At 45.2% G+C, this 25429-nt stretch carries 24 protein-coding genes, 1 tRNA gene and 1 riboswitch; of the genes, 17 read left to right on the top strand and 8 right to left on the bottom strand.

The window, feature by feature from the left end:
* Positions 1-13: 13 nt before the first annotated feature.
* Both moaB and moaA read right to left on the bottom strand, forming a co-directional pair.
* A complete protein-coding gene (gene moaB / locus ITG12_RS16320) occupies positions 14-526 on the bottom strand; it encodes a molybdenum cofactor biosynthesis protein B (RefSeq protein ID WP_038869350.1) in 513 nt (170 codons plus the stop codon).
* A gap of 96 nt (positions 527-622) precedes the next feature.
* A complete protein-coding gene (gene moaA / locus ITG12_RS16315) occupies positions 623-1612 on the bottom strand; it encodes a GTP 3',8-cyclase MoaA (RefSeq protein ID WP_038869349.1) in 990 nt (329 codons plus the stop codon).
* Positions 1601-1734, bottom strand: a riboswitch (molybdenum cofactor riboswitch). Its footprint overlaps the gene before it by 12 nt.
* A gap of 173 nt (positions 1735-1907) precedes the next feature.
* Between moaA and ITG12_RS16310 the strand changes: the two genes are divergently transcribed.
* Entirely contained in the window at positions 1908-2801 is an 894-nt protein-coding gene (locus ITG12_RS16310; RefSeq protein WP_038869348.1) for a YvcK family protein, read from the top strand.
* Between the two features lie 98 nt (positions 2802-2899).
* On the opposite strand, the gene luxU is transcribed toward ITG12_RS16310, so the two are convergent.
* The 3 genes from luxU to uvrB form a co-directional block, all read right to left on the bottom strand.
* Positions 2900-3244: a quorum-sensing phosphorelay protein LuxU gene (gene luxU, locus ITG12_RS16305; RefSeq protein ID WP_080869631.1), complete on the bottom strand. Its 345-nt coding sequence runs from the start codon at positions 3242-3244 to the stop codon at positions 2900-2902.
* Positions 3241-4644: a quorum-sensing sigma-54 dependent transcriptional regulator LuxO gene (gene luxO / locus ITG12_RS16300; RefSeq protein WP_038869346.1), complete on the bottom strand. Its 1404-nt coding sequence runs from the start codon at positions 4642-4644 to the stop codon at positions 3241-3243. The genes luxU and luxO overlap by 4 nt, the downstream gene beginning before the upstream one ends.
* Before the next feature lie 312 nt (positions 4645-4956).
* Complete coding sequence (gene uvrB, locus ITG12_RS16295) at positions 4957-6987, bottom strand: excinuclease ABC subunit UvrB (RefSeq protein ID WP_038881594.1); 2031 nt, start codon at positions 6985-6987, stop codon at positions 4957-4959.
* Positions 6988-7546: 559 nt separating this feature from the next.
* Here uvrB and ITG12_RS16290 point away from each other — a divergent pair.
* From ITG12_RS16290 to ITG12_RS16240, 11 genes are all read left to right on the top strand, one after another.
* Positions 7547-7622: transfer RNA gene (locus tag ITG12_RS16290), tRNA-Asn, on the top strand.
* Between the two features lie 355 nt (positions 7623-7977).
* Complete coding sequence (pflB, locus tag ITG12_RS16285) at positions 7978-10275, top strand: formate C-acetyltransferase (protein WP_038881591.1); 2298 nt, start codon at positions 7978-7980, stop codon at positions 10273-10275.
* A 312-nt stretch (positions 10276-10587) separates the two neighbouring features.
* A complete protein-coding gene (rsxA, locus tag ITG12_RS16280; protein WP_248873247.1) occupies positions 10588-11166 on the top strand; it encodes an electron transport complex subunit RsxA in 579 nt (192 codons plus the stop codon).
* 3 nt (positions 11167-11169) lie between these two features.
* Complete coding sequence (rsxB, locus tag ITG12_RS16275) at positions 11170-11763, top strand: electron transport complex subunit RsxB (protein ID WP_005439677.1); 594 nt, start codon at positions 11170-11172, stop codon at positions 11761-11763.
* A gap of 8 nt (positions 11764-11771) precedes the next feature.
* Positions 11772-14393 (top strand): electron transport complex subunit RsxC, encoded by a 2622-nt coding sequence (gene rsxC / locus ITG12_RS16270; RefSeq protein WP_248873246.1) that lies wholly within the window; start codon positions 11772-11774, stop codon positions 14391-14393.
* Positions 14393-15439: an electron transport complex subunit RsxD gene (gene rsxD, locus ITG12_RS16265; RefSeq protein ID WP_042601275.1), complete on the top strand. Its 1047-nt coding sequence runs from the start codon at positions 14393-14395 to the stop codon at positions 15437-15439. The genes rsxC and rsxD overlap by 1 nt, the downstream gene beginning before the upstream one ends.
* A 7-nt stretch (positions 15440-15446) precedes the next feature.
* Complete coding sequence (rsxG, locus tag ITG12_RS16260; protein ID WP_061035814.1) at positions 15447-16085, top strand: electron transport complex subunit RsxG; 639 nt, start codon at positions 15447-15449, stop codon at positions 16083-16085.
* Positions 16078-16770 (top strand): electron transport complex subunit E, encoded by a 693-nt coding sequence (locus ITG12_RS16255; protein ID WP_005439683.1) that lies wholly within the window; start codon positions 16078-16080, stop codon positions 16768-16770. The genes rsxG and ITG12_RS16255 overlap by 8 nt, the downstream gene beginning before the upstream one ends.
* Before the next feature lie 79 nt (positions 16771-16849).
* Complete coding sequence (gene nth / locus ITG12_RS16250) at positions 16850-17491, top strand: endonuclease III (RefSeq protein WP_038881585.1); 642 nt, start codon at positions 16850-16852, stop codon at positions 17489-17491.
* A gap of 31 nt (positions 17492-17522) precedes the next feature.
* A complete protein-coding gene (gene gloA, locus ITG12_RS16245) occupies positions 17523-17939 on the top strand; it encodes a lactoylglutathione lyase (RefSeq protein WP_020196364.1) in 417 nt (138 codons plus the stop codon).
* A 140-nt stretch (positions 17940-18079) separates the two neighbouring features.
* On the top strand, positions 18080-18514 hold the full coding sequence (locus tag ITG12_RS16240; protein ID WP_005439686.1) for a DUF2753 domain-containing protein: 435 nt from the start codon (positions 18080-18082) through the stop codon (positions 18512-18514).
* A 112-nt stretch (positions 18515-18626) separates the two neighbouring features.
* On the opposite strand, the gene ITG12_RS16235 is transcribed toward ITG12_RS16240, so the two are convergent.
* Entirely contained in the window at positions 18627-19508 is an 882-nt protein-coding gene (locus ITG12_RS16235) for an OmpA family protein (protein WP_038881582.1), read from the bottom strand.
* A gap of 307 nt (positions 19509-19815) precedes the next feature.
* On the opposite strand from ITG12_RS16235, the gene rnt reads away from it, so the two are divergent.
* Both rnt and ITG12_RS16225 read left to right on the top strand, forming a co-directional pair.
* The gene (rnt, locus tag ITG12_RS16230; protein WP_038869335.1) at positions 19816-20460 is read left to right on the top strand and encodes a ribonuclease T; all 645 of its coding nucleotides are present in this window, start codon (positions 19816-19818) and stop codon (positions 20458-20460) included.
* A gap of 28 nt (positions 20461-20488) precedes the next feature.
* Positions 20489-21814 (top strand): Na+/H+ antiporter family protein, encoded by a 1326-nt coding sequence (locus ITG12_RS16225; protein WP_038869333.1) that lies wholly within the window; start codon positions 20489-20491, stop codon positions 21812-21814.
* A gap of 106 nt (positions 21815-21920) precedes the next feature.
* On the opposite strand, the gene ITG12_RS16220 is transcribed toward ITG12_RS16225, so the two are convergent.
* Entirely contained in the window at positions 21921-22550 is a 630-nt protein-coding gene (locus ITG12_RS16220) for a DsbA family protein (protein WP_039974569.1), read from the bottom strand.
* Positions 22551-22625: 75 nt separating this feature from the next.
* Entirely contained in the window at positions 22626-22961 is a 336-nt protein-coding gene (locus tag ITG12_RS16215; protein WP_038869223.1) for a Grx4 family monothiol glutaredoxin, read from the bottom strand.
* A gap of 242 nt (positions 22962-23203) precedes the next feature.
* Between ITG12_RS16215 and sodB the strand changes: the two genes are divergently transcribed.
* From sodB to ITG12_RS16200, 3 genes are all read left to right on the top strand, one after another.
* Entirely contained in the window at positions 23204-23788 is a 585-nt protein-coding gene (gene sodB / locus ITG12_RS16210) for a superoxide dismutase [Fe] (protein ID WP_038881576.1), read from the top strand.
* 156 nt (positions 23789-23944) lie between these two features.
* Positions 23945-24448, top strand: coding sequence for a VC2046/SO_2500 family protein (locus ITG12_RS16205; protein ID WP_248873245.1), 504 nt, complete (start codon positions 23945-23947; stop codon positions 24446-24448).
* 134 nt (positions 24449-24582) lie between these two features.
* Positions 24583-25326, top strand: coding sequence for an SDR family oxidoreductase (locus ITG12_RS16200; RefSeq protein WP_248873244.1), 744 nt, complete (start codon positions 24583-24585; stop codon positions 25324-25326).
* Positions 25327-25429 lie beyond the last annotated feature (103 nt).

Raw genomic sequence — 25429 nt, 5'->3', positions numbered from 1 at the left:
CTTTTAGGAAAGGTTATACAGATAGGTGCGGCATGAAGTTACAAGGGCGGTGACTCGCGTCTAACTGCTGCTTGATGATCTTCGTCCAACCCGTGCGGCATGCACCTGTAGAACCAGGCATTGCAAAGATAACAGTGTGGTTAGCAAAGCCCGCAATGGCGCGAGATTGAATGGTTGATGTACCAATCTCTTCGTAAGACACCTGACGGAACAATTCACCAAAGCCTTCCACTTCTTTGTCAAATAGTGGCTTAAGCGCTTCTGGAGTACTATCACGTGAAGTAAAACCTGTACCGCCAGTGATCATAATTGCTTGTACGTTTTCGTCAGCAATCCATTGAGAAACGATTGCACGAATCTTGTACATATCATCGATAACGATTTGTTTATCAACAACGTTATGACCCGCTTCCTTTGCGTGCTCAACTAGATAGCCGCCTGAAGTATCGTTTTCTTCTGTACGCGTGTCAGATACCGTTAGAACGGCAATATTTGCAGGTTGAAATTTGCTTTCAGCGTGACCCATTTGTTCACCTATTCTTTAATTTGATTTTGATACGCAAAGTATCGATTCTGGAAAAGTCATCGGAAGCCACGTCAGCTCCCAATGTAAAATCTGAATTTAACCGCCGATAGACGCAAGATGTGGCGTCATACCCGTATTGCCGTCATGCAAGAAGTGACTGACCGATTTTGTTTGCAGCTGAGCTTGAATACGCTCAATCAATTCATTTTCTTGGTCATCACGTTCTAATAGGTCCCGTAACTCTACGCCATGATCGCCGAACAGACACAGGTGCAGTTTACCTTTAGCAGAGACGCGAAGTCGGTTACAGCTCTCACAGAAGTCTTTTTCATAAGGCATGATAAGACCGATTTCGCCCTTATAGTCCGGATGAACAAACACTTGTGCAGGGCCATCATTATGAGAACGAACTTTGAGTAACCAACCGTTAGCAATTAATTGATTTCGAATAGCAACACCAGAAACATGGTGTTTCGCAAACAAATCATCCATTTCACCAGTCTGCATTAATTCGATAAAACGCAGTTGAATTGGACGATCTTTAATCCAGTTAAGGAATGCGGGCAGCTCGTTATGGTTGAGGTCTTTCATTAGTACCACGTTAACTTTGACTTGCTCGTAACCCACTTCAAACGCACGTTCGATACCATTCATCACTTCAGTGAACTTATTTTCACCCGTGATTTGATGGAACATGCGAGGGTCTAAACTATCCACGCTTACGTTGATGTTGGTCAAGCCAGCTTCACGCCAGTCAGCAACGTGCTTCGCCATGCGGTAACCGTTTGTCGTTGTTGCGACTTTTTTGATACCCGGCGTGGTTGCGACAGAGTGGATAATGTCAGTAAAGTCTTTGCGTAAACTCGGCTCACCACCAGTGATGCGTACCTTTGAGGTACCACAATCTGCAAACGCTCTTACGACACGATTGATCTCTGGTAGAGATAAAAAAGACGAGTTTTTATTGCCCGATGGCTTGTAGCCGTCAGGAAGGCAATAGGTACATTTAAAATTACAAACGTCGGTCACAGACAGACGCAAGTAATAGAACTTACGATGAAATTTGTCTTCGAATTGTTGCGCCACGGAACACCTTTCCAAACACGGGAGGCATAATCATTTCCAATTATGCCCTTGTGACAGTATGTCACTGGCTCAAAACGCCTATCCTTAGACTTAGCATAGTGAGCTCGGAGTTATGGCAACCAGAGGAAAGCCCCCTGATAGCTTTGCCGTGTAAAATACTTAAAATTTGTAATGGAATCCAGAGCAGAGTGATAAAAAACTCTCTAGAAACACAATTTACCGCTAAGTGAGTACCGTTAAGACACTCATTAAGATAAATTGTAGTCGCTTTTTACAAGATTATTAGAAGAACGTAATGAATATCTACACCAATAAGAAAGTGGTCGCAGTTGGCGGTGGTCACGGTTTAGGTCGAATGCTGGCCGCACTTAATGATTTTGGCAGCAATGCAACGGGCATTGTGGCAACCACTGACAACGGCGGATCAACTGGCCGTATCCGCCATTGTCAAGGCGGAATAGCTTGGGGCGATACACGAAACTGTATCAACCAGTTGATCACTGAGCCATCGATCAGCTCGATGATGTTTGAGTACCGCTTTAAAGGGACTGGTGAATTAGATGGCCACAACTTGGGGAACCTGATGCTCACGGCATTGGATAACCTCTCCGTCCGCCCTTTAGACGCGATCAATCTGATTCGCAATATGTTGAAAGTCGATGTAAACATTCTTCCTATGTCTGAACATCCTTCCGACCTCACTGCTTTGTCTGTAGATGGGCAATGGGTAACAGGTGAAACTAATGTGGATGAAATGGATAAAGATCTTCGCCGATTAGACCTTTCACCAGAAGTGCCAGCAACAAAAGAGGCGGTAACCGCTCTTGCAGAAGCTGACGCCATCATCCTCGGCCCTGGTAGCTTCCTAACGAGTATCATGCCACCGCTACTCTTACCTGAATTGGGGAAAGCAATCGCAGCGAACCAAAAAGCAAAAGTCATTTTTGTGGCGAACCTTAGTCCAGAATATGGTCCAGCGGGTCGTATGACGATGAAACAAAAGCTGGAATGGTGTGAGCGAGCATGCCAAGGCAGACAGATTGATGTCGTACTTGCAGAGGAAACCGATCAAGAGGTTCTGGATAACTGGAATGTGGTCACCGAGTCATTGGCGTCTACCAACCGCGACTGGCGTCATGATCGTGACAAACTTAAGTTAGCGATTGAAAACCAATTGGTTGCAAAATAACACAGGAAGTGGCCTACAATTGAGGCACCTGAGCGTATAAAATGACAAAGCCCTTCACCGACGTGAAGGGCTTTGTTTTTATAAGGTTTAATACAGGGCTACTGCGTCCATAAACGATACGCATCACGAGTAATGTGAAGCAAGTTTAACATCGAAGTAATGTCTCCCCCCCCTTCTACTAACTCACCTGATTTAGCTTTCTTATCAATCGCTACGGCCAAATCACACAAGCGATCAGCCCCAAAACTGGCGGCACTGCTTTTTAAAGCATGACTGATTTCCTTTAGATAGATCAGTTGCTCACTGCCTTGGTATTGCGACAAGTTGGTGATATAGACATCCATTTCTCCGAGGAAAATATCCAGCAAAATAGGAACGTTATCTAGGCCAATTTCAGCGGCCAATTCGTCGATTTTTTGCTGATTCAATACATCCATGCTCATACGTTTTGTTTTTCTTCCCTATTATTCCAAGCTTGCAACTTGCGATATATGGTTGAAGGGCTGACATCTAAGTAACCCGCAGCGCGTGGAATATTGCCATCACACGCCTGAATCGCCTGCTCGATGGCCATTTTTTCAGTCATCCAAAGCGGCATAATGTCTGACACCGTCATGATTTCAGGTTCAATAAATTTTGAAATCGATTGACGAACCACCGGTTGATTCAGTGGTGGTGGTAGCATGTCCAGAGTAATTTCTTTGCCGTTGTTCAGCACCACGATATTACGCAACACGTTTTGCAACTGACGAACGTTACCCGGCCATTCGTAACTGTTGAAACGTTCAATCACATCTTGTGCAAAACGAATAAAACTCTTGCCTTCCTCGTGAGACATATAGCCTAGCAAAGAATACGCAATTTCGATCACGTCTTCACCACGTTCGCGTAGTGGCGGCAAATGTAAAGGAATCACGTAAAGGCGGTAATACAAGTCTTCACGAAAACGGCCTTCTTGTACTTCTTTCCACGGGTCGCGGTTAGTCGCACACACAAAGCGAACATCCACACTCTTCATCTTAGAAGAGCCTACTTTTTGGAACGTACCCGTCTGGATGAAACGCAATAACTTGGTTTGTAAATCCAAGTCCATTTCACATAGTTCATCAAGGAACAACGTCCCGCCGTCAGCCAGTTCAGCTGCACCTTGACGGTCATTTGCTGCTCCGGTAAACGCACCTTTAACGTGGCCAAACAACTCACTTTCGATCAGATCTTTCGGGATAGCAGCACAGTTGATCGCAATAAACGGCTTATCGCCACGTTTGCTTGCTGCGTGAATCGCCTCGGCACACACCTCTTTACCAGTACCACTTTCACCAGTAATGAAGATACTGGCTTTGCTGCTCGCTGCCGAGTCAATGGTGCGGTAAACCTGCTGCATGGTTTGGCTACTGCCGATGAAGCCTTGGTAGTTTTGGTTACCTGGGTTGTCGGCTTCATTCTTTAATTTCGTTGCCTTACGAATCGCGTTATTTACCGTTACGCGCAGCCGATCAGCCTCACAGGGTTTGATTAAGAAATCTTGAGAGCCATGACGCATCGCCTCTACCGCGGTATCGATAGAACCGTGAGCAGTCATGAAAATAATTGGCACATCAGGGTGACTTTTCTTCACCGCGTGCAATACGTCCATCCCCGTCATATCTGGCAGACGAAGATCGAGAAGAATAAGATCCGGAATACGGTGATTCAGGCTTTCGATTGCATCTCTGCCTGTTCCAACAATATTGATATCAATGCCGAGTGGCGTTAGGTAAGAACGGTACAATGCCGCAACGGAAGCGGTATCTTCGACCATTAATAGGTAACGTGACTTTTGACCTTCTGTTATCTGTTGCATAGCCTAGCCGATTTTTTGTTGTGTTTTAAATAATAATCGCATTACGCTTTGCATTTTGCAAATAAACATTCGTTAGATTGTGGGTATTCTAAACAAATTAAACCGAATATCAACAGGTTAAAATATGGCACAAACCATGCTGTTTGTTTAATGACCCCTCGGGTCACCTAGCCAACTGACGTTGTTAGTGAACGATATGTTCACAAAACAAGCCAATAGACCCGACTGCCTATTGGCTTCTTTTTTGTCTGTTTTTTGGGGAAATATAAAACCCAAATACAAATGCACTCGGGTTTTGGTAGGCCTAAAGAGTTAACTATTGGCAATAAACTGCGCTCGTAGTTTCTCTATCTCATCGCGTTTTTGTGCGGCCAATTCAAACTCAAGATCTTGAGCATGTTGGTACATCGCAGCTTCTAAACGACTGATCTCTTTTTCCAATTGCTGTGGTGACATCACGTCGTAAGACTGCGAAGGTTCTGCCACCTTAGATAATGGTACCTGCTTGGTATTACGCTGGCGCTTAGATTTAGTAATATCACCCAATTCCATGATGTCTTTGATATTGCGTTTCAGAGGCTGAGGCTCAATACCCATCTCTGCGTTGTAAGCTTTCTGTTTCTCACGACGACGATCCGTTTCATCCATTGCTTTTTTCATCGATTTTGTAATCGAGTCTGCATACAAAATCGCTCGACCTTCGATATTTCGTGCCGCACGGCCAATGGTCTGAATCAAAGAACGCTCTGAACGTAAGAAGCCCTCTTTATCCGCATCAAGAATCGCCACCAGTGATACCTCTGGCATATCAAGACCTTCTCGTAACAAGTTGATCCCAACCAGCGCATCAAACTCACCCAAACGCAGATCTCGAATGATCTCGACTCGCTCGACAGTATCGATGTCTGAGTGAAGGTAACGCACTCGAACATCATGCTCATGCAGGTATTCCGTTAAGTCTTCTGCCATACGTTTGGTTAGTGTAGTTACCAAAACACGCTCGTCTTTCGCCGCTCTAATTCGAATCTCAGACAACAAGTCATCGACCTGAGTTGCCACTGGGCGAACTTCTAATTCAGGATCAAGCAGACCCGTTGGGCGCACGACTTGATCGGCAATTTCATCTGCAGATTTTTCTAATTCGTAATTGCCTGGAGTTGCCGACACGAAAATAGTTTGTGGTGAGATCGACTCAAATTCCTCAAATTTCATCGGACGATTGTCTAAAGCAGAAGGTAAACGGAAGCCAAATTCCACCAGCGTTTCTTTACGCGAACGGTCGCCTTTATACATGGCACCGATTTGCGGAACCGTCACGTGCGACTCGTCGATAATCAACAAACCATCGTGAGGCAAGTAATCAAATAGTGTCGGTGGCGGCTCACCCTCGGCACGACCACTCAAGTAACGAGAGTAGTTTTCGATACCTGAACAGAAACCCAATTCGTTCATCATCTCAATATCGAATTGAGTACGTTGGCTGATACGCTGTTCTTCCAACAACTTGTTATTGTCTAGTAGTTGTTTCTTACGAACTTCTAACTCAACTTTAATACTTTCAATTGCATCTAAAATACGCTCGCGTGGCGTAACATAGTGCGTTTTAGGATAAATGGTGTAACGAGGTAAATCGCGTTGCTTTACGACCCCAGTCAATGGATCAAATACGCTAATGCAATCCACTTCATCATCAAACATTTCTACACGTACAGCATCTTGATCTGACTCGGCTGGGAAGATGTCAATCACCTCACCACGAACACGGAACTGACCGCGTTCAAATGCGACGTCATTGCGTGAGTATTGCAACTCTGCAAGGCGGCGTAGCATATCGCGCTGATCAATCACATCACCGCGACGCAGGTGCAACATCATTTGTAGATACGATTCAGGGTCACCCAAACCATAGATAGCCGATACCGACGCGACAATAATGGCATCTTTACGTTCTAGTAGTGCTTTTGTAGCGGACAAACGCATTTGTTCAATGTGCGCGTTAACTGACGCGTCTTTCTCTATGAAGGTATCCGTGGTCGGAACATACGCTTCCGGTTGGTAGTAGTCATAGTACGAAACAAAATACTCCACCGCGTTATTGGGGAAGAAAGACTTCATTTCACCATACAACTGAGCAGCAAGTGTTTTATTGGGTGCGAGTAGAATCGCTGGTCGTTGCGCTTCTGCAATAACATTCGCTAATGTAAATGTTTTACCAGACCCCGTTACACCTAAGAGTGTTTGGTGGGCAAGACCGGAATCTAACCCTTCTAGCAACTGCTTGATGGCTGTTGGTTGATCACCAGATGGTTGATAATCAGAGACCAGTTCATAAACTTTACTCATACCCTTCCTCAAAATTACTGCACTTTGGCTGTATATATATACACCTTCAAAGATGAAATCTACGTCTATCTATGATTTATAGCTCATTACTATTAAATTTTGTGCTTTCTCTACTTTGATCTAGCCTTATTTAACACGTTCTGATATAGTCTTTCGCCCTAGTCGATGAAGCGTCTGCACTCATCACGATATAATTTCCACAAGTTTTCCCCAAAAAACACAAAAATCATCCTTTATCCCCAAAAGTGTAAATTTTATCCACTTTGATTGATTTCATAGTAAATTTAATAAATTACTGTTTTACTTGACTAATCAGTGAATATTCTCGCGTAAAAATTCACACAAAGCACACCCAGTTGCATAACAATAATCTTTACTCAGATCTCATCAACATAGTTATCCACAATTTTGGTGGATAACTAACTCCAGCCCTTTACTGGCAAGGAGTACAAAAAAGTAAAGATGTAAAAACTAACTTTTTTGCTCAAAATGTGTTTTTTGGGTGTTGACAGCTTTGTGGGTGCTCGGTAAGATTCGTCCCGCTTTCAAGCAAAGCAATTCCTCCTTAGCTCAGTTGGTAGAGCGACGGACTGTTAATCCGCAGGTCGCTGGTTCGAGCCCAGCAGGAGGAGCCAAATTCCCGAAAAGCCCAGTTGAAAAACTGGGCTTTTTTCGTATCTAAATTCAACTTCTCAGCACCAATAAGCGCCTCAGAGCATCTCGTTGCCAGTACCGTCCTTCACTAACTCTAGCGCAACGTCCCTTTTTAAGTTCCGCCTTATTTTCTATTCTTAGAGATTTATTTCTTCTTTTTGGCCTTAAAACACAATTAATCCATTGATTTTTATATAAATGCAAAATAATCATTAAAAAAATGAAAAGCATTCATTTTACTCATACAGATTAAATCCATACGATTGACAGGGTTAAGAATGGTTCCGTCCTACTCGTCGCCTCCATTCTATTTATCAATAACTTAGGGATTTACTTATGACTATTCCGACGACTGATATGCTAGACGCATGGGCTGGATTCGCTGCTGGTGAGTGGCAAAACTCTGTCAACACTCGTGACTTCATCCAAAAAAACTACACACCCTATGAGGGAGACGAGTCCTTCTTAGCCGAGGTTAGCGCATCCACTTCAGCATTATGGAACCAAGTGCTTGAAGGCATTAAACAAGAAAGCCGCACACACGCTCCTGTTGATTTCGATACCGATCTGCCATCAACGATTACTTCTCACGATGCGGGTTACATCAACAAAGATCTGGAAAAGATCGTTGGCTTACAAACCGATCAGCCTCTAAAACGTGCAATCATCGCTAATGGTGGTATTCGCATGGTGAAAAACTCGTGCGAAGTTTATGGCCGCGAATTGGATCCAACAGTCGAAAAGATCTTCACTGAGTACCGTAAAACTCACAACAAAGCGTGTTTCGACCTTTACACCAAAGAAATCCTAGCGTGTCGTAAATCAGGCATCATCACTGGCCTTCCTGATGCCTATGGCCGTGGTCGTATCATTGGTGACTACCGCCGTATAGCCCTTTACGGTATCGACTTCTTAAAAGCGGACAAAAAAGAGCAATACAACTCGACACAAACGTTCCTAGAGCGCGGTGGCGATCTTGAGAAAACGCTTCGTCTACGTGAAGAAATTGCAGACCAAGTTCAAGCACTTGAAGACATTCGTCAAATGGGTTTGAAATACGGAATTGATATGTCGCTACCTGCAAAAACAGCGCAAGAAGCGATTCAATTTACCTACTTTGGTTACTTGGCGGCAGTTAAGTCTCAAAATGGCGCAGCAATGTCATTGGGTCGTACATCAACTTTCCTAGATGTTTACCTAGAACGTGATATCGCAAATGGCTTGATTGATGAATCGCAAGCGCAAGAGATGATCGACCACTTCATCATGAAACTGCGCATGGTTCGCTTCCTTCGTACACCAGAATACGATTCATTGTTCTCTGGCGACCCAATCTGGGCAACAGAAGCGATGGCAGGTATGGGTGTTGATGGCCGTACGCTAGTATCTAAAACGACATTCCGATACTTACATACGCTACATACTATGGGCCCTGCTCCTGAACCAAACATGACGATTCTTTGGTCAGAGCAATTGCCTGAAGCGTTCAAACAATACGCTGCAAAAGTATCGATTGATACCTCTTCTGTTCAATACGAAAACGACGATCTAATGCGTCCTGATTTCGACAATGACGACTACGCGATTGCATGTTGTGTGAGCCCGCAGATTGTTGGTCAGCACATGCAGTTCTTTGGCGCACGTGCCAACCTTGCAAAAGCGCTTCTGTACACCATCAACGGTGGTATCGATGAAAAATCGAAAGCGCAAGTTGGTCCGCTAGTGGACAAAGTTCAAGATGAAATTCTCGACTTTGACGCTTTGATGCCACGCTTCGACAACATGTTAGAATGGCTAGCAACGCAATACGTCACAGCGTTGAACATCATCCATTACTCGCATGACCGTTACAGCTACGAAGCATCACTGATGGCATTGATGGATCGCGACGTGCACCGCACTATGGCGTGTGGTATTGCAGGTCTGTCTGTTGTCGCTGACTCTTTGGCGGCCATTAAATACGCGACCGTGAAACCTGTTCGTGATGAAGATGGCATCGCCGTTGATTTTGAAATCGAAGGTGATTATCCAAAATTTGGCAACAACGATGCCCGTGTTGATGACATCGCTTGTGATCTGGTTGAGCGCTTCATGAAGAAAATTCAGAAGATGCACACCTACCGCGAAGCAGTGCCAACTCAATCGATCCTAACGATCACATCTAACGTGGTTTACGGCAAAAAAACGGGTAATACACCAGATGGCCGTCGCGCAGGTATGCCTTTTGGCCCGGGTGCAAACCCAATGCACGGTCGTGATGAAAAAGGGGCGGTTGCGTCTTTGGCATCGGTATCTAAACTGCCGTTTGCTTACGCAAAAGATGGTATTTCTTACACCTTCTCAATTGTGCCTAACGCGCTGGGTAAAGATGACTTGAGTCAGAAGAAAAACCTAGCCGCGCTAATGGATGGTTACTTCCATCACGAAGCAAGCAACGAGGGCATTGCGATTGAAGGTGGTCAACACCTTAACGTCAACGTTCTGAACCGAGAGATGTTATTGGATGCGGTTGAACACCCAGAGAAATACCCTCAGTTGACGATTCGAGTATCCGGTTACGCGGTACGTTTTAACTCGCTAACTCGAGAGCAACAACAAGACGTGATCAGCCGAACTTTTACAGAAAAACTGTAATCGCGAGATTGTAAAATAATCAAAGCTCATACCTCTAACTCATTAGGGGTATGAGCTTTTGTCATTTCTAGCTAACCACACGAAGTGATACCAAAATCATCAACAACGCGTGCGTTAAATCGGTGGCGGAAATTGCGTTTTTCTTTGTTAACAACCATTCACCAAACTTTTCAATTTCTTATTAATTCATCTGCTCACATCACATACACGTATAATTTTCCATCGGGCGCATAAAACCACACCGTTCTCTGGTTGTTATTGGTGTCACAAAACACGATAATATTGGGATCGGATTTTAAGAACGTAATAACTATGACCGAATATATTTTGTTGTTGGTCGGCACTGTGCTGGTGAACAACTTTGTACTGGTGAAGTTTTTAGGCTTGTGTCCTTTTATGGGCGTGTCTAAAAAACTGGAAACAGCAATTGGCATGGGCTTAGCTACAACTTTTGTACTAACGCTCGCGTCTGTGTGTGCATACTTGGTGGAAAGCTATGTTTTGCGTCCACTGGGCATCGAATATTTACGAACCATGAGCTTTATTTTGGTGATCGCTGTTGTTGTACAGTTCACCGAAATGGTCGTGCACAAAACCAGCCCAACGCTGTATCGTCTGTTGGGTATCTTCCTACCTCTGATCACAACGAACTGTGCGGTTCTAGGTGTTGCTCTACTTAACATCAACGAGAACCACAACTTTATCGAATCGATCATTTACGGTTTTGGCGCAGCGGTTGGCTTCTCTTTGGTACTGATCCTATTTGCGTCAATGCGTGAACGTATTGCCGCTGCTGACATACCTGTGCCATTTAAAGGCGCATCGATTGCGATGATCACCGCAGGCCTTATGTCTCTTGCCTTTATGGGCTTTACAGGTTTGGTGAAGTAAACGATGAGTACGATTTTAATTGCGATCATCGCTCTTGCTGCCCTCGCCGCTGTATTTGGGGCCATACTTGGTTTTGCATCGATTCGCTTCAAAGTCGAAGCGGACCCGATTGTCGATCAAATCGATTCTATTCTTCCTCAAACTCAGTGTGGCCAATGTGGCTACCCGGGTTGTCGTCCATACGCAGAAGCAATCGCGAATGGCGATAAAATCAATAAATGTCCTCCAGGTGGTCAAGCCACCATTGAAAAACTGGCGGACCTAATGGGCGTTGAAGCAGAAGAGTCGGCACACGATCTCGACAGCAAAGTCAAAACCGTTGCTTTCATTCATGAAGACATGTGTATCGGTTGTACCAAGTGTATTCAAGCGTGTCCTGTCGATGCGATTGTTGGTGGTACTAAAGCCCTTCATACCGTGATCAAAGACGAATGTACGGGTTGTGACTTGTGCGTTGCGCCTTGTCCAACTGACTGTATTGAAATGATTCCTGTGGAAACCACCACAGAGAGCTGGAAATGGAAACTTAACGCCATTCCAGTGGTTAACATTACGGATGCTGCCAACGCAGCGAACGTGACTGATTCAATTAAATAAGGTTTCGTATGTTGTCTTTGATTGAACAAATTCGTACTGGTTCGCTATGGGATTTCCCAGGCGGCGTGCATCCGGCAGAAAACAAAAAGCAATCCAACAAAGCTGAATTGGTTCATGCAGCCATTCCGTCAGAAATCGTCCTACCTTTAAAACAACACATCGGCAAAGCAGGTAATCTATTGATTGCTGTTGGTGACACAGTGTCGAAAGGTCAACAGCTAACGGCGTCAGACAGTGGTTTTACTGTTCCTGTTCATGCTCCAACTTCTGGGCAAGTGACAGCTATTGAGCCACGCACTGTTGCGCACCCATCAGGTTTAAGCGAACTGTGCGCAGTGATTACGCCAGATGGTAACGATACTTGGTGTGAGAAAATGCCAGTAGCCGATTACACCCAAGAATCTGCAGATGCGTTGATCGATGTGATTCGCCTTGCTGGTATCTCTGGCATGGGTGGCGCAGGCTTCCCAACGGCGAAGAAGATCCAATCGGGTATAGCGCGTACCGAAATTCTTATCGTTAACGCGGCTGAATGTGAACCTTACATCACCGCCGATGACAAACTCATGCAGGAGCATGCGGACGAACTGATCCAAGGGATCGAGATCGTCGAGCATATCCTTAAGCCAAAACTGACCATCATTGGTATTGAAGATAACAAGCCAGCAGCAATCAAAGCGCTGGAACAAGCTGCGATGAACAAAGACATCGTGATTCGCGTTATCCCAACCAAATACCCTTCAGGTGGTGAGAAGCAGCTCATCAAGATTTTAACCAACAAAGAAGTTCCTAGCGGCGCTATCCCTGCTGATATTGGCATTCTGGTTCAAAACGTTGGTTCTCTCTACTCAATTAAACGTGCAGTGATTGATGGCGAACCTGTGGTAAATCGCATCGTGACTCTGACAGGTAAGACCTTCAAGCAACCACGTAACGTTTGGACGCTACTTGGTACGCCAGTACAAGCACTGTTAGACGAGTTCGGCTACAAATCAGATAAGAAACTGCAGCGCCTGATCATGGGTGGCCCAATGATGGGCTTTACCCTACCCCACGCTCAGGTTCCTATCACTAAAACAGCAAACTGTATTCTGGCACCGAAGCGTCGTGAGATCGCTTCTGACCAATACGAAATGGAATGTATCCGTTGTAGCCAATGTGCGGAAGCGTGCCCTGCCTCGCTATTGCCACAGCAGCTTCAGTGGTATGCAAAAAGCCAAGAATACGAAAAGCTGGAAGAGCTGAACTTAAAAGACTGTATTGAATGTGGCGCGTGTGCGTTTGTGTGTCCGAGTGAAATCCCACTGGTTCAATACTATCGTCAAGCGAAAGCTGAAATCCGAACACGCGCTCAAGAAGCGGCAGCCGCTGAACGAGCTAAGCTGCGCTTTGAAGAGAAGAAAGCGCGTATGGAACGCGAAAAAGCAGAACGTGAAAATCGCTTTAAGAAAGCCGCGGATGATCGTCGTAAAGACATGAAAGCCTCTGGCGGTGATGATGCGATTGCCGCAGCCATCGCTCGCGTGAAAGCACAAAAAGATAATACTGAAGCGAAAGCCGAGCCAGCAGTGAAACCAGCGGTTGCTGCCGCGATTGCCAAAGCAAAAGCGAAACAAGCTGCAGCGGCTCAATCTGGCGCAGCCGAGCCTGATAACTCAGAAATGGCGAAGCTACGCGAAGAACGCAAACGCCTTGCTCGCGAACGCAAAGTGCAAAAAGAACAAGGCGACGCATCTACGGATAATGCTGACGACAAGAAGTCAGCGGTTGCAGCAGCGATTGCCCGTGCTAAGGCGAAGAAAGCTCAACAAGAAGACGCATCAACACCTACTGAAGCTGGTGATAAGAAAGCAGCCATCGCAGCAGCTATCGCCAGAGCTAAAGCGAAAAAAGCACAACAAGAAGATTCGACCGAATCTGTAGAAACGGAAGCACCTGTTAAACAAGCTGAAGATCCGAAGAAAGCCGCTGTTGCCGCTGCCATTGCCCGTGCTAAAGCGCGCAAAGCTCAGCAAGAAGACTCTACGGAATCTGCAGAAGCGGAAACACCTGCAGAACAATCTGAAGATCCAAAGAAAGCTGCTGTTGCCGCAGCCATTGCTCGCGCTAAAGCACGCAAAGCTCAGCAAGAAGCACAAACAGAATCTGTTGAAGCGGAAGCTCCTTCTGAAGAACCAGAAGTGGATCCGAAGAAAGCTGCTGTTGCCGCAGCCATTGCTCGTGCTAAAGCACGCAAAGCTCAGCAAGAAGCACAAACAGAATCTGTTGAAGCGGAAGCTCCTTCTGAAGAACCAGAAGTGGATCCAAAGAAAGCTGCTGTTGCCGCTGCCATTGCTCGTGCCAAAGCACGTAAAGCTCAGCAAGAAGCACAAACAGAATCTGTTGAAGAAACGCCTTCTGAAGAGCCAGAAGTGGATCCGAAGAAAGCCGCGGTTGCCGCAGCTATTGCTCGTGCTAAGGCACGTAAAGCGCAGCAAGAATCGCAAACAGAACCTGTAGAAGCAGAGGCTCCTTCTGAAGAACCAGAAGTGGATCCAAAGAAAGCTGCTGTTGCCGCTGCCATTGCTCGCGCTAAAGCACGTAAAGCTCAGCAAGAAGCGAATAAGAACAATACTGAGGAGAACGAGTAATGTCGTTTTTTATTGCCAGTTCACCACACGCTCACAGCCGTCGCAGCACGCCTGATTTGATGAAATGGGTAGCACTGTGTGCTATTCCTGGCTTAGTGGCTCAAACCTATTTCTTTGGTTGGGGCACCATCATTCAACTTGTGTTCGCTATTGCGGTCGCAGTGTCACTTGAAGCATTAGTCATGCTTGTGCGTAAACGTTCTCCAATGCGTGCGCTGCGTGATAACAGTGCCATTGTGACAGCCTGGCTATTAGCTGTGGCAATCCCACCATGGTCTCCTTGGTGGATCATGGTTATCGGTTTGATTTTTGCCATCGTTATTGCAAAGCACTTATACGGTGGTATTGGCCAAAACCTATTTAACCCAGCGATGGTCGCTTACGTCGTATTGCTTATCTCCTTCCCTGTCCAAATGACAAGTTGGAGCGCGCCTGTTTCATTGATGTCTGAGCACGTGACTTTTGCAGACGCGTTGTCTCTGATCTTCACTGGCTATGACTTTGATGGTTTGTCACTGCAACAAGTTCGCGCTGGTGTGGATGGCGTAACAATGGCAACCCCATTAGATGCATTCAAAACTGGTATTCATACTGGTGCTACGCCAAATGAGGTGCTATCACAACCAATGTTTGGCGGACTTGCGGGTATCGGTTGGCAATGGGTAAACCTAGCTTACTTGGTTGGTGGCCTAGTGATGATCAAAAAGCGCATCATCCAATGGTACATTCCTGTTGGTTTCCTAGGTAGTTTGGCACTGTTTAGCACCGTGTTTAGCTTGATCATGCCGGGAGAAACCGCATCACCAATCTTCCACCTACTTTCAGGTGCAACGATGTTAGGCGCGTTCTTTATCGCTACCGACCCTGTTTCAGCGTCAACTACTGTGAAAGGTCGCTTGATTTTCGGCGCTCTCATCGGCGCGTTGGTATTCATTATTCGTAGTTGGGGTGGCTTCCCAGATGGCGTTGCGTTCGCCGTTCTGCTTGCCAATATGTGTGTACCGTTGATCGACTACTACACCAAACCAAGAACTTACGGTCACTGAGGTAAACATGTTAACCGCTATTAGAAAAAATGGTCTGACATTGGCGATCTTCGCCTGTGCAACAACCGGTCTTGTGGCACTGACTCAGTACCTAACAAAAGATCAAATTAAGCTTCAGGAACAAAAGCAATTGCTATCGGTTCTTAACCAAGTGATTCCGGAAGAAATGCACGACAACAACCTTGTCGCGGCATGTACTATGGTATCTGCACCCGATCTAGGTACGGTTCGCTCGATGCCAGCTTACATTGCCACCAAAGATGGTCAACCAACGGCAATGGCAATTGAGTCTATCGCACCAGATGGCTACAACGGTGAAATCAAAATCATCACCGGCATCGATAACCAAGGCAAGATCCTTGGTACTCGTATCCTAAGCCATCAAGAAACGCCTGGATTGGGTGATAAAATTGATTTACGCGTTACGGATTGGATCTTGAGCTTCACCGGTAAGCAAGTGACAGAAAGTAACTGGAATTCTTGGCGAGTTCGTAAAGATGGTGGCGATTTCGATCAGTTTACTGGCGCAACCATTACCCCTCGTGCAGTAGTGAAAGCGGTGAGAAACACAGTAAACTACGTAAATAAGTCTCGTGATGAGATTCTGAATCAGCCCCTAGACTGCGCAGGAGGCAACCATGAGTGAAAATAAACTGCTAATGAAAAACGGCATGTGGAGCAACAACCCTGCCCTAGTGCAACTTCTGGGTTTGTGTCCTCTACTTGCGGTTTCTTCGACCATTACCAACGCCCTTGGTCTAGGTATTGCGACTTTGTTGGTGCTTGTCGGCTCTAACCTGACGGTTTCACTGATTCGTAACTACGTACCAAAAGAAATCCGTATTCCGGTTTTCGTTATGATCATCGCAGCCTTGGTAACTTGTGTTCAACTCTTGATGAACGCTTATGCCTACGGACTGTATCTATCTCTGGGTATCTTCATCCCATTGATCGTAACCAACTGTATTATCATCGGCCGTGCGGAAGCTTACGCATCGAAGAATGATCCATTACCAGCAGCATTGGATGGTTTCTGGATGGGTCTTGGTATGACAACCGTATTAGTTGTACTTGGCGCTATGCGTGAACTTATCGGCAACGGCACCTTATTCGATGGTGCAGACCTATTATTGGGTGACTGGGCTGCGGCACTGCGTATTCAAGTTTTCCACTTCGATAGCAGCTTCTTACTGGCATTATTGCCGCCAGGTGCGTTTATCGGCGTAGGACTTTTGATTGCGTTGAAAAACGTTATCGACAGCTCAATTCAGGAACGTCAGCCGAAAGAAGAAAAACCAGCCATTGAGCGCGCCCGCGTAACTAACGCATAATACAAGAATTCTAAAATCAAGGCTCTACCACTCGTAGGGCCTTTTTCATAAACCGCAAAGACGGGTTTGGAAGTCAGCAATGAACAAAGTCAAAAGAATTGAAATTCTCGAACGACTCCGAGAAAACAATCCCAATCCTCAGACAGAGCTCAACTGGAGCACGCCGTTTGAGTTGCTTATCGCCGTACTGCTTTCTGCGCAGGCGACGGACGTAAGCGTAAACAAGGCAACAGACAAGCTCTACCCTGTTGCGAACACGCCTCAAGGCATTCTTGATTTGGGTGTCGATGGTTTAAAGGAATACATCAAAACCATCGGTCTGTTTAATTCAAAAGCCGAAAACACCATCAAGACTTGTAAGATCTTACTAGAGAAGCACAACAGTGAAGTACCAGAAGATCGTGCAGCACTAGAGGCTTTGCCGGGTGTCGGTCGTAAAACCGCTAACGTGGTACTGAATACCGCCTTCGGTTGGCCAACTATCGCGGTGGACACACACATCTATCGTGTTTCTAACCGTACAAAGTTTGCGATGGGTAAAACCGTCGATGACGTAGAAGAAAAACTGCTAAAAGTGGTGCCAAAAGAGTTTAAGCTTGATGTACACCACTGGCTGATCCTTCATGGTCGTTACACATGTGTGGCAAGAAAACCGCGCTGTGGTAGCTGCATCATTGAAGATCTCTGTGAATACAAAGAAAAAGTGTACCCAGACGAATAAACCCGTCTGAAACAATCGCTAGGAGCAAATAATGTCAAACGGTCGAATTCTTCACACCATGCTACGCGTGGGTGATCTAGACAAATCTATCAAGTTCTACACTGAAGTAATGGGCATGCAGCTACTTCGTACCAATGAAAATAAAGAGTACGAATACACGCTAGCATTCTTAGGTTACGGTGATGAGTCTCAAGGTGCCGTCATCGAGCTGACTTACAACTGGGGTACAACCGAGTACGACTTAGGCTCTGCATTTGGCCATATCGCAATTGGCGTAGACGATATCTACTCAACTTGTGACGCAATCAAAGCAGCAGGTGGCAATGTCACTCGTGAAGCGGGCCCAGTAAAAGGCGGTACAACGCACATCGCTTTCGTGAAAGACCCTGATGGCTACATGATCGAGCTGATCCAAAACAAGCAAGCATCAGCAGGTTTAGAGGGCTAAACCCAGCCCCCATTCTGAAATGCTGTAAAAGATGACAGGCAGTTCTGAGAGCTGCCTGCTCATTTATAAACAAATACCTTTACTTGATAATAATTATCGTTTAGATTTGTTCACAACATCGATATGTGGGACAAACGATAATGATCAGTGAATGGGAAAAACACACACTTCTAGCCGATACTGCTCTTCAACTAGATGACCCTGTTCGCAGCATTCTTCATTACCAGCAAGCCCTTAGCCTGAGTGAAGATATTAGCGAATGCGTGGAAATAGAAGCTGATGAACGCTTACTAATTTCAGTGATTTCATGCCATAACCTCGCTCAATTTTGGCGCTGGGCTGGCGATACCGAGTATGAACTCAAATATCTGCAACTCGCATCTGAAAAAGTACTCACACTGATTCCTCAGTGCCCAAACAAAGATTGCGCGAGCTTTATTGATTCGATTGGCTGCTGTACAAAAGCACTGATTGATTTTATGAAACGACATCCGAATCCAGCGATTGCAAAACAAGTCGAAAAGATTGATACGGCGACGAATTGCGAAATCATTGCTAAATTTCGCTTAAACTAGCTGAAGTGACATGAAGGTAGCAACACAAGCGCATAAGTACTTTCAACAAGAACACAGTGATATAAAAACGCCAGAGTCTGACTCTGGCGTTTTTATTTGGTTAGCATTTCAATTAAACCTGAGTTCGTCCTAGCGAAATCACCACACGGCGGTTCTTATCTTTACCAATTGGTGAGCCATTATCAGCAATTGGTCGACGCTTGCCGTAGCCCTGCACTTGAATACGATCACCCGATAAACCCAGAGATTCGAAATACGCTCTAAGTGACTCTGCTCTTCTTTCTGAAAGACTTTGACTCGCACTCTTGCCATCCGTTGAATCTGTGTAGGTTGCAACAAGGACTAAATCGATATCTTGGTTGTGACGAACATAATCAGCAATTTGAGCCAAACGCTTCTTCGACGCTTTTGTTAACTGATCGCCTTGACGTTCATAGTGAAGAATCGTAAAGGCAATATCTTCGAAACTGTACTTCAACAAGTTAGCAATACAGTTACTAAAGGCATTGTATTTGCTCTGAAAAAGCACCGAAGACAAGGCAACTTCAATACGTTGGTCACGACTTTGCCAATCTTGGTAGCTAAATGTCGGATAGCGCCCTTTTTCTAGCTCAGACAAAATGCCCCATGCCGTTTGACCACCCACGTAACCATCGAACTGCTTAAAGAACCTAAGATTAGTGATTCGGTCCGCATGCTCTCCCGGACGCCAAGGAGGCGGCATTGAAATCAAACTCACGTTGCGTGTTTCACCCATTGGGCGGCGCATTTTCAGTTCGAAATCCAAATTGATCTTTTTGCTCGCACGAGACGAAAATACCGCGTCACCAAATCCAGGAATAGGATGCACAAGTTGGCATTCCAATGGCGTATTCATCACCATTTCCCATTGTGACTGTTGCGGAGTGGCAACGTAGCGTTTACCCATTGATGCAAAACTATGTGCACTGAGTAAAGATAACGCGACACCACTGGTTACAAGCCATTTATTCATCTAGGTACTATCTCTCAAACGGCACTCTATTGCCGCTTATTCGCCTGAATTAAAAACACGTGAAAGAATGCAAAAATCCCGCCAACATAAAAATAGCAACTTGATAGAAGGACTTAAGGGACGATTTGGCAAGCGCGTAAAATGGGAAATAACATCACGAGAATAACAGGTGACCTTCCCCCTTATTTTTAGTTATAAGTCTCACCCAATACGGACGAAACAGAATTCTACATTTATCCAAATTGCGGTTTTTCTCATCGATAGAATCTGCAATAATGCAGCCTTCGTCACACAAAAATAAGCCAACATGACAATAGAAAATGAAGCTCTAACCCTGAAAAAGCGTTTTCGTGGTTATTTTCCAGTGGTAGTTGACGTTGAGACCGCAGGTTTCAATGCTCAAACTGATGCACTTTTAGAAATCTGTGCCGTAACGTTGAGCATGGATGAAAACGGCGATTTGCATCCTGCCTCCACCATTCATTTTCATATCGAACCTTTTGAAGGCGCGAATTTAGAAAAAGAAGCGCTAGAATTCAACGGCATTCGTGACCCTTTTAGCCCACTCCGTGGTGCTGTCTCTGAGCAAGAAGCGCTGAAAGAAATTTATAAGTTGATCCGTAAAGAGCAAAAAGCAGAAGATTGCTCGCGTGCAATCATGGTGGCGCATAACGCGGCTTTCGACTTAAGTTTTGTTAATGCAGCCAACGAACGCTGCAAACTAAAAAGAGTCCCTTTCCATCCATTTGCCACTTTTGATACCGCGACATTAAGTGGACTTGCTTATGGCCAAACTGTTCTGGCTAAAGCATGCAAAACAGCAGGGATGGACTTTGACAATCGTGAAGCACACTCTGCGCTTTACGATACACAAAAAACTGCAGAGCTATTCTGCGGCATCGTGAACAAATGGAAGGCCCTAGGCGGTTGGCCGCTTGTTAGCGAAGAATAATAAATAAACACAACATATTAGGAAAAGTATGAATCCTGTCGTTATATCTGTGTGCGTCATGCTCGTGTTAGCATTGATGCGCGTAAACGTGGTGGTTGCCCTCACGTTTAGTGCCATCGTTGGTGGCCTTGTTGCTGGTATGAGTCTTACCGATACTGTTTCTGCCTTTGAAAGCGGACTCGGCGGCGGTGCAACCATCGCATTAAGCTATGCAATGCTTGGTACATTTGCCGTTGCTATTTCTCGCTCTGGGATTACTGACCTACTTGCTAAAAGCGTTATCAAGCGCCTAAATGGCAAAGAAAGCTCTGCGTCGACTACTGGTCTTAAATACGCAGTATTGGTTGCGCTTGTCCTTGTCACCATGTCATCTCAAAACGTGATTCCGGTACACATCGCCTTTATTCCAATTTTGATTCCACCTCTTTTGGGCGTTTTCGCTAAGCTGAAGCTGGACCGTCGTTTGGTCGCTTGTGTGCTTACCTTCGGTTTGATCACGCCTTATATGATTCTACCAATCGGTTTTGGTGGCATCTTCCTAAACAACATCCTATTGAAGAACTTACATGACAATGGTCTAACAGATGTCGTGGCAAGCCAAGTACCGACAGCAATGCTGTTGCCGGGCGCAGGTATGTTGTTTGGCCTTCTGACGGCAATCTTCTTTAGCTACCGTAAACCTCGTGAATACAAAGAAACTGAACTGACCGTTGTTCAAGAATCTGAAGAGAAGCTAAATAAGAAACACATTTTGGTTGCTGGCTTGGGTATTCTTGCTGCGCTAAGCGTACAGCTATACACGGGCTCAATGATCATCGGTGCACTAGCTGGCTTTATGGTATTCACCTTCGGTGGTGTTATCGCATGGAAAGAGACGCACGATGTGTTCACTAAAGGTGTACACATGATGGCAATGATCGGCTTCATCATGATTGCAGCCGCAGGTTTTGCGGCGGTAATGAAGCAAACTGGCGGCGTTGAAACACTAGTACAATCACTATCAACAAGCATCGGCGATAACAAACCTCTAGCTGCTCTGCTTATGCTGATCGTTGGTCTATTGGTCACTATGGGCATTGGTTCATCGTTCTCTACGATTCCAATCCTTGCAACTATCTATGTCCCGCTATCACTAGCGTTCGGCTTCTCACCAATGGCAACTATCGCACTAGTCGGTACTGCTGCTGCGCTAGGTGATGCAGGCTCTCCAGCTTCTGATTCAACGTTAGGTCCAACATCGGGGCTAAATGCGGATGGCCAACACGAGCACATTTGGGAAACCGTTGTTCCGACATTTATCCACTACAACATTCCACTGATCATCTTCGGTTGGATTGCTGCAATGGTGCTGTAATCGCATCATTTGAATGGATACAATTCGTTACGAAAAAGCCGCTCGAGTGAGCGGCTTTTTGTTAATTTGAATACCTACGAATAACGCTTTAGAGTCTTCAATTCAATCATTGAGCGGGCATATTATCAACGATGCGCTCTCGAATAAGCTTTAGCGTCGCCTCAGTCGATAGATAATCAACTTCAATCGGGAAGTAAGCATCGTTGATTTGCAGTACCAAGCTTGGGTACCCGTTCACACCAAGGCTTTTTGCAAGACTCAACTGATCTTGGAACACGCCTTCTAACAAAGCGCCATCCATATCGTTTTTGAACTGTTGAACGTTCAAACCAATCTCTTTTGCCAATTGCAGGTGCGTTGCTTCTTCGTGAGGAGGAAGAGCTCGCAGGTAGTACGCATGCTGAATTGCTTCTAACATTTGCTCATAAGAATCTTGGAACCCCGCGGCGATAACCGCACGGCATGATTGGTATGTACTTCTTACTGGCGTACACAAGGTCCAGAAATCATAATTGAACTTGGTGCCAAGCTGGCGCTCGATCTGCTTCCAAATTTGTTCGATCTTTTGTTGCATTTCTGGAGGCATCGGCAGATTAGTATCTGGCGCAAGGCCACCCACCACATACTCAAACTGAATGACACCCGGCAGCTGTTGTTTTAATTTTTCAATGGTTGGTTTGTAACCCCAACACCAACTGCACATTGGGTCATGTACGTAGTAAAGCTTTATGTTCATTCCACTAACCTAAAAAAGAAAAAGGAGCCAATGCGGCTCCTTTGTATTCTATCGCCAAATTTGAGTATTTACGAATTACTCAGCGTCACCTTCAACGCGTGCTGCCGCTTCTTTGATAAGAGGCTGAAGCTCACCTTTCTGGAACATTTCCAAAATGATGTCACAACCACCGATCAGTTCGCCTTCAATCCATAGTTGTGGGAATGTTGGCCATTGAGCGTATTTTGGTAGCTCAGCACGGATGTCTGGGTTTTGTAGAATGTCTACGTAAGCGAACTTCTCGCCACAAGCCATTAGCGCCTGTGCAGCTTGAGAAGAGAAACCACAGCTAGGCAGTTTCGGTGATCCTTTCATGTACAGCAAGATTGTGTTTTCAGAGATCTGCTGTTTGATTTTATCGATAGTTTCCATCGCTTCCTCATTCATGGATGTGAACTTTAATTATTGCCACATTTTACTCAATAACCACAGAATAAAAACCATATAATTAGTAAGTCTTTGTGGGTTTTATCTTAAAATATTTTCATATCGGGGTTTTAATAAAGTAAAAACTTGCTAAAATACTTTTCAAGTCAGTCGTAAAGACTACATATAAATAAAAACACTGGAAGCAATCGAAAGGTAACCCTTTCATATCTATGGAGAATTGAGCAATGGCATTTGAACTACCAGCTCTACCTTACGCGAAAGACGCACTAGAACCACACATCTCTGCTGAAACTCTAGATTTCCACCACGGTAAACACCACAACACTTACGTAGTTAAGCTAAACGGTCTTATCCCTGGTACTGAGTTCGAAGGCAAAACACTAGAAGAAATCATCAAGACTTCTACTGGTGGCGTATTCAACAACGCAGCACAGATCTGGAACCACACGTTCTACTGGCACTGTCTAGCTCCAAACGCGGGCGGCGAACCAACTGGTGCAGTTGCTGAAGCAATCAACGCAGCATTCGGTTCTTTCGAAGAATTCAAAGCGAAGTTCACTGATTCAGCAATCAACAACTTCGGTTCTTCATGGACTTGGCTAGTTAAGAAAGCTGACGGTTCTCTAGAGATCGTTAACACTTCTAACGCTGCAACGCCTCTAACAGAAGAAGGTACTACTCCACTTCTAACTGTTGACCTTTGGGAACACGCGTACTACATCGATTACCGCAACGTACGTCCTGATTACATGAACGGCTTCTGGGCTCTTGTAAACTGGGACTTCGTAGCTGAGAACCTAGCGAAGTAATTTACTTCCCCCTAAGTTCAATTTAGTCATATTTAAAAGCTCGCATTATTGCGGGCTTTTTTATTGCTTCTCCGACCTATTTTTTCAATTAATCCCCTCTTTTTCCTAAAGTTCTTCCCTTCGTTGCCGTTAAAAGTGCATTAAGCGAGGAACATCATGCAAATCCATACTTTAGACAAGGCAGTAATCATCAACGAACTTCAGTTCGGCAATGGTATTAACCATGCTGTACATGAAGGTCGCCGCGCTGATTTCTCGCTGATTCTGTCTATGTTCTCTAATGATGTTCGCGATGTAGTCCCGGTTGAAGAAGTACAAGAAGTCATTACAAGCGATGACCTCCTTCGTAAACATTTTGGTTTATCACAACCACAAGCGCTTCGCTCAGACAGCAGCAGTTACGAGCTAGCTGCAGAGCAAGCAAAGCAGTTCCATGATGCGGGTTTACCGTCTGCTAAGCTAAGCCACTACCTTAAACCTGATGCACTAACCTATTTGCCTCAAGACACGTTCAACCTACCGGAAAACGTCTATCACAACCTTTCCGGTCATGAGCGCCGTAGTTTAGGCGAACGTAACAAAACACTGATTCCTGACGCAGGGCTTTACAATCAATTAGTGACGGCACAGCGTCAGTATCAAATCCAAGCGCAAGCTTAACGCTCCGTGTTCACCCCAACAGATTGCATTCTGCACACGTCAGAAATGTGACGCCTTACAAATTCCCAAACAATAGTTGCGGTTCAAAAGCGTTACTTTGAAGCTTTTCACACTGAGCTCATAAAAATTCATCCATGCTGTTAGCACAAACCACTGATGTATTGTTTAACACAAGAAATGACAGTGTAGGTGCTATGGATATTAAAGAATCAATCATTCTCGTCACTTCCGCAGGAACTATCCTCGGCAGAACATGCTCTAGTCACTTTGCCCACTTAGGGGCAACGATTGTTCTTTGCGACCAGAATCCAACGGCCTTGAGAGCCAGTTATGAGCAAATTAGCGCCTTTTCAGATAAGGTGTACGCCATTAATGTGTGCAGTGATAACACCACGTCCATCAATTTATTGTTTGACCAAATAGAATCTCAGCTTGGTGCGACACCAGATGTCATCGTCAATTGTTGGACCAGTTCACCAATGCCAAGTTTGATGGCTCCAGAACCAATGAGTACTTATATCGATCATCTTTCATCTGCGGCTCGCTTTCTTTATACCTATGGTCAAGTGAGCGCAGAGCGCTTCCGCTCCAGAGAAAAGAAAGGCGTAATCGTCAATGTCATTTCTCATGATAATCATGAAGATCTCACGGGTGTGGAAAGCATGGCGGCATTAGTCTCTGGTTTTACGCACAGCTGGGCAAAAGAACTGACCCCTTTCAACATCCGGGTTGGTGGTGTCATCCCTTCAGTAAATCATACGAATGAAGATATAGATGAACGACATTGGGCGCAAATTCAAGACGAGCTAGTGAGGAATACGGCTTATATTGTTGCTAACGAGTACTTTAGCGGTCGAGTCGTAACGACCGAAGTCTAAGTAAACCTCCTAACCAAAACACCTCTTCGAGCAGAACTTCTCATAATTTGAAAAGCATAAAAAAAGCCCCAGTCTCTCGACTGGGGCTTTGCTTTTTCCCGAT

It is taken from the genome of Vibrio sp. ED002 (genome assembly GCF_023277445.1).
Lineage (GTDB): Bacteria > Pseudomonadota > Gammaproteobacteria > Enterobacterales > Vibrionaceae > Vibrio > Vibrio jasicida.
Note: the sequence above shows the minus strand (reverse complement) of the source record. Positions and strands in the feature narration are given on the sequence as shown.

Bases quoted from the DNA above. Each gene is read 5' to 3' on its own strand.
- rnt (WP_038869335.1), top strand. From the start codon at position 19,816: ATGACAATAGAAAATGAAGCTCTAACCCTGAAAAAGCGTTTTCGTGGT.
- nth (WP_038881585.1), top strand. From the start codon at position 16,850: ATGAACAAAGTCAAAAGAATTGAAATTCTCGAACGACTCCGAGAAAAC.
- gloA (WP_020196364.1), top strand. From the start codon at position 17,523: ATGTCAAACGGTCGAATTCTTCACACCATGCTACGCGTGGGTGATCTA.
- ITG12_RS16225 (WP_038869333.1), top strand. From the start codon at position 20,489: ATGAATCCTGTCGTTATATCTGTGTGCGTCATGCTCGTGTTAGCATTG.
- luxO (WP_038869346.1), bottom strand. From the start codon at position 4,644: ATGCAACAGATAACAGAAGGTCAAAAGTCACGTTACCTATTAATGGTC.
- rsxD (WP_042601275.1), top strand. From the start codon at position 14,393: ATGTCGTTTTTTATTGCCAGTTCACCACACGCTCACAGCCGTCGCAGC.
- ITG12_RS16235 (WP_038881582.1), bottom strand. From the start codon at position 19,508: ATGAATAAATGGCTTGTAACCAGTGGTGTCGCGTTATCTTTACTCAGT.
- pflB (WP_038881591.1), top strand. From the start codon at position 7,978: ATGACTATTCCGACGACTGATATGCTAGACGCATGGGCTGGATTCGCT.
- sodB (WP_038881576.1), top strand. From the start codon at position 23,204: ATGGCATTTGAACTACCAGCTCTACCTTACGCGAAAGACGCACTAGAA.
- ITG12_RS16310 (WP_038869348.1), top strand. From the start codon at position 1,908: ATGAATATCTACACCAATAAGAAAGTGGTCGCAGTTGGCGGTGGTCAC.
- ITG12_RS16240 (WP_005439686.1), top strand. From the start codon at position 18,080: ATGATCAGTGAATGGGAAAAACACACACTTCTAGCCGATACTGCTCTT.
- ITG12_RS16200 (WP_248873244.1), top strand. From the start codon at position 24,583: ATGCTGTTAGCACAAACCACTGATGTATTGTTTAACACAAGAAATGAC.
- rsxA (WP_248873247.1), top strand. From the start codon at position 10,588: ATGACCGAATATATTTTGTTGTTGGTCGGCACTGTGCTGGTGAACAAC.
- moaB (WP_038869350.1), bottom strand. From the start codon at position 526: ATGGGTCACGCTGAAAGCAAATTTCAACCTGCAAATATTGCCGTTCTA.
- ITG12_RS16205 (WP_248873245.1), top strand. From the start codon at position 23,945: ATGCAAATCCATACTTTAGACAAGGCAGTAATCATCAACGAACTTCAG.
- ITG12_RS16220 (WP_039974569.1), bottom strand. From the start codon at position 22,550: ATGAACATAAAGCTTTACTACGTACATGACCCAATGTGCAGTTGGTGT.
- luxU (WP_080869631.1), bottom strand. From the start codon at position 3,244: ATGAGCATGGATGTATTGAATCAGCAAAAAATCGACGAATTGGCCGCT.
- ITG12_RS16215 (WP_038869223.1), bottom strand. From the start codon at position 22,961: ATGGAAACTATCGATAAAATCAAACAGCAGATCTCTGAAAACACAATC.
- rsxC (WP_248873246.1), top strand. From the start codon at position 11,772: ATGTTGTCTTTGATTGAACAAATTCGTACTGGTTCGCTATGGGATTTC.
- uvrB (WP_038881594.1), bottom strand. From the start codon at position 6,987: ATGAGTAAAGTTTATGAACTGGTCTCTGATTATCAACCATCTGGTGAT.
- rsxB (WP_005439677.1), top strand. From the start codon at position 11,170: ATGAGTACGATTTTAATTGCGATCATCGCTCTTGCTGCCCTCGCCGCT.
- rsxG (WP_061035814.1), top strand. From the start codon at position 15,447: ATGTTAACCGCTATTAGAAAAAATGGTCTGACATTGGCGATCTTCGCC.
- ITG12_RS16255 (WP_005439683.1), top strand. From the start codon at position 16,078: ATGAGTGAAAATAAACTGCTAATGAAAAACGGCATGTGGAGCAACAAC.